Source organism: Gammaproteobacteria bacterium, assembly GCA_028817255.1.
Taxonomy (GTDB): domain Bacteria; phylum Pseudomonadota; class Gammaproteobacteria; order Porifericomitales; family Porifericomitaceae; genus Porifericomes; species Porifericomes azotivorans.
Genome location: JAPPQA010000068.1, coordinates 1 through 3301 on the forward strand (window position 1 = coordinate 1; position 3301 = coordinate 3301).

At 69.5% G+C, this 3301-nt stretch carries 2 protein-coding genes; both read right to left on the minus strand.

Going from position 1 to position 3301, the window contains the following annotated elements; translation table 11 throughout:
* Positions 1-92: 92 nt before the first annotated feature.
* The gene (gene rlmB / locus OXU43_03205; protein ID MDD9824167.1) at positions 93-878 is read right to left on the minus strand and encodes a 23S rRNA (guanosine(2251)-2'-O)-methyltransferase RlmB; all 786 of its coding nucleotides are present in this window, start codon (positions 876-878) and stop codon (positions 93-95) included.
* A complete protein-coding gene (gene rnr, locus OXU43_03210) occupies positions 875-2980 on the minus strand; it encodes a ribonuclease R (GenBank protein MDD9824168.1) in 2106 nt (701 codons plus the stop codon). The genes rlmB and rnr overlap by 4 nt, the downstream gene beginning before the upstream one ends.
* Between the last annotated feature and the right edge of the window lie 321 nt (positions 2981-3301).

Below are 3301 nucleotides of genomic sequence, written 5' to 3' on the forward strand. Positions count from 1 at the left end.
GAGCGCCAGTTGCAGGGCGGAGACGGGGAACCCTGAAGGCAGCGGCGGGCGCCCCCAGTGCGCCGTTCGTTCGCGCGCGCAGCCGCTCCGGGTTACGGCCCGGGTTCGGACGCCTTCCCCTCCTGGGCGCGACGCTGACGCACGGCTTCGAACAGCGCGATGCCCGCGGCTACGCCGACGTTCAGGCTTTCCACACTGCCGCGCAGGGGGATGCGGGCCAATCGGTCGCAACAGAGCCGCGTCAGGCGGCGCAGCCCGGTACCCTCCGAACCCACCGCCACGACCAGGGGGCGGCACAGATCCAGGTCATAGATTGCGGTGGGGGCGTCGGCGTCCAGCCCGAGTAGCCACAACCCGGTTTCGCGCAGACGCTCCAGCGCTTGCCGCAGGTTGGGGACGCAGAACAGGGGCAGGCGCTCGGCAGCGCCGCAGGCCACCTTGCGGGCCGCGGGCGTCAGGGGGGCGGAACGGTGGCGGGGCACGACGATTCCGTCGGCGCCGGCGGCATCCGCCGCCCGCATGCAGGCGCCGAGATTGTGCGGGTCCTGTATGCCGTCCACCGCCAGGAGCAGCCGTTGGGGCCGTTCGATGGCCAGCAGGGCCTGCAAGTCACGGGGGGAGGCCGGCGGCGGGCGCCTGCGCAGCAGGGCCACGCCCTGGTGCCTGCCGCCGCGGCTCAGCCGGTCCAGGCGCCGCCGTTCCACTCGTCGCACCGTCACTCCCTGTCGCCCGGCCAATTCCAGGATGGCGCGCAGGACCTGGCGCGGGCGCCCGTCGTCGTGCAGCCACAGCAGGCGCACCGCTTTTGCGTCCGCCTCCAGAGCGTGGCGCGCGGCATGGACGCCGTACACGATCTCGCTGTCGTTCCGGCCGCTCACGATGGCGCGCCGGGGGCGAGCGTCAGATCCAACCGGCGGTTGTCCATATCTACCCGCAACAGGCGTACCCGCAGTTGCTGCAGTAGCCGGTAGGTCTTGCCGCGATGCTCGCCGCGCAGGTTCTGTCCGGCGGGGTCGTAGTGGTAGTAGTCGCTGGGCAGGGCGGTCACGTGCACCAAGCCGTCTATGCCGAGCCCCTGTAGTTCCACGAACAGCCCGAAGGCACAGACGCCGCTGACCGTGCCGTCGAATTCTTCTCCGCTCCGGTCGCGCAGGTAGTCGCATTTGCACCACCGGTCCATGTCGCGCTCCGCTTCTTCCGCCCGGCGCGAGGCCAGGGAACATTGTCCGGCCAGGGATTCGGGATCGGCATCGTCGTCGCCGCCGTCGCGGCGGCCCAGGTGGCGGTGAATCAGGCGATGCGCCCAGAGGTCGGGGTAGCGCCGGATCGGCGAGGTGAAATGCGCGTAGCTTGCGAAGCCCAGGCCGAAATGCCCGCGGTTTTCGCCGGAGTAAAGGGCCAGTGACATGCTGCGCAGGATCATGGTCTGCGCCAGCTTGCCGGCGCCGCGTTTCTGCGCTTGGCGCAGCAGCCGGGCATAGTCCGCCGTAGTCGGCTTCTTCCCGCCCGCCAGGGTCAGCCCCATCCGGCCCAGGAAGGCGCGCAATTCCTGCAGCCGCTCCGTCGTCGGCGGGTCGTGTACCCGGTACAGCGCGGGCAATTCCTGTTCCTGCAGCAGCTGTGCCGCCGCCACGTTGGCCAACAGCATGCATTCCTCGATGAGCCGGTGCGAGTCCCTGCGTTGCTGGGGTCGCACAGCGCATACCCGGCGGCGCTTGTCGAAGGCGAACTTCATTTCCGGGATGTCGAAGTCCAGCAGGCCGCTTTCCCGCTGCCGCCGGCCGCGGACGCCGCGGAACAGCTCGTACAGGGCGCTCAGATTCGGCAGTATCTCGGCGTGGCGCCGGCGCCGGGTTTTGTCGCCGTCTTCCATCATCGCGGCTACGTCGGCGTAGCTGAGGCGGGCGGCCGAGCGGATCAGGGCGGGGAAAAATTCCGCGCTCAGCACCTGGCCGTCCTGGCCGATGCGCAATTCGCAGCTCAGACAGAGGCGATCCTTCCCGGGGCGCAACGAGCAGAGATCGTTGGCCAGAACCTCCGGCAGCATCGGCAGGACCCGGTTCGGGAAATAGACTGAAGTGCCCCGCCGGCGCGCTTCCCGGTCCAGCGCAGTGTGCGGACGCACGTAATGGGAGACGTCTGCGATGGCCACCCTGAGCCGCCAGCCGCCTTCCGGGCACGGCTCGCAATGGACGCCGTCGTCAAAATCCTTTGCATCCTCGCCGTCTATGGTTACCAGCGGGAGTCCGCGCAGGTCTTTGCGCCCGCGGTGCTGTGCCCGCTCCACCCGCGACGGGAGCCGGCTCATCTCCTGCCGCACTTCCTCCGGCCAGTCGCAGGGCAGCTCGCGCGAGCGGATGATGATTGTAACCGCCAATTCGGGTGCGGATTCGGCGCTCAATACCTCTACGACTCTGCCCTGCGCCGGCGCATGGGGCTCGGGTTGGCGCGTGATCTCCACGACCACGTAATCCGCCTCGGCGGCAGTATGCTCCGCATGGGGGACGACGATGTCGGGCAGGCGATTGTTGTCCGGCACTACCAGGCCAATGCCGTCCGTCTGCCGGTAGCGCCCCACCAGGCGCCGGTTCGCGCGTTCCAGCACCTCGACCACCATGCCCTCGGGGCGTCCGGAGCGGCCCTCGCCGGTAATCCTCGCCAGGATGCGGTCTCCGTGGAGTACGCCCCGCATTTGGCGCGCCGGGAGGAAAAGAGATTGCTCCCCTTCGTCGGGGGCGAAGAAGCCGTAGCCGTCGGGATGTGCCTGTACCCTCCCTGCCAGCAGATCCATCTTGCGCACCGGGCCGTAGCCGCCGCGGCGGTTGCGCAGCAGTTGGCCGTCGCGGACCATGTCCTGCAGGAGTCGCGACAGCTTCCCCCCGCGGCCCGACGGCACGGCCAGCGCCTCGGCGATCTCTTCCAGGGTGCGCGGACGGGCGCATCCCTCCAGGTAAGCGAGGATGCGGTTACGCTCGGGCATGGCGGCATCCTTGTTTGGCGGGCGGCGGCCGGCGGCATGGCGCCCGCAAGCCGTTACGTAATCGAGGGGAAAAGATTCCCACCCCGCCATGGAGGGCAGATTCCTGCCTGCGCCTCATTCTTCCCATCACTCCCCCCTTGAGGGGGAGTCGCGGCAGGCAAGCCGCCAGGCGCCGCCTGCTGCGGTGGGGGGTAGGCGGCACTTGCGGTTCCCCTAGCCGCGGCGGCGTAGCAGGCGCTTTAGCTGCTCCCCCCACCGGCGCGACTTCGGGCTTGCGCCCTCGTCTTGCCGACTCCCCCTCAAGGGGGGAGTGGTGCGTAA

What these genes read in the sequence shown, in the direction of transcription:
- rnr (MDD9824168.1), bottom strand. Translation starts at nt 2,980, where the DNA reads ATGCCCGAGCGTAACCGCATCCTCGCTTACCTGGAGGGATGCGCCCGT.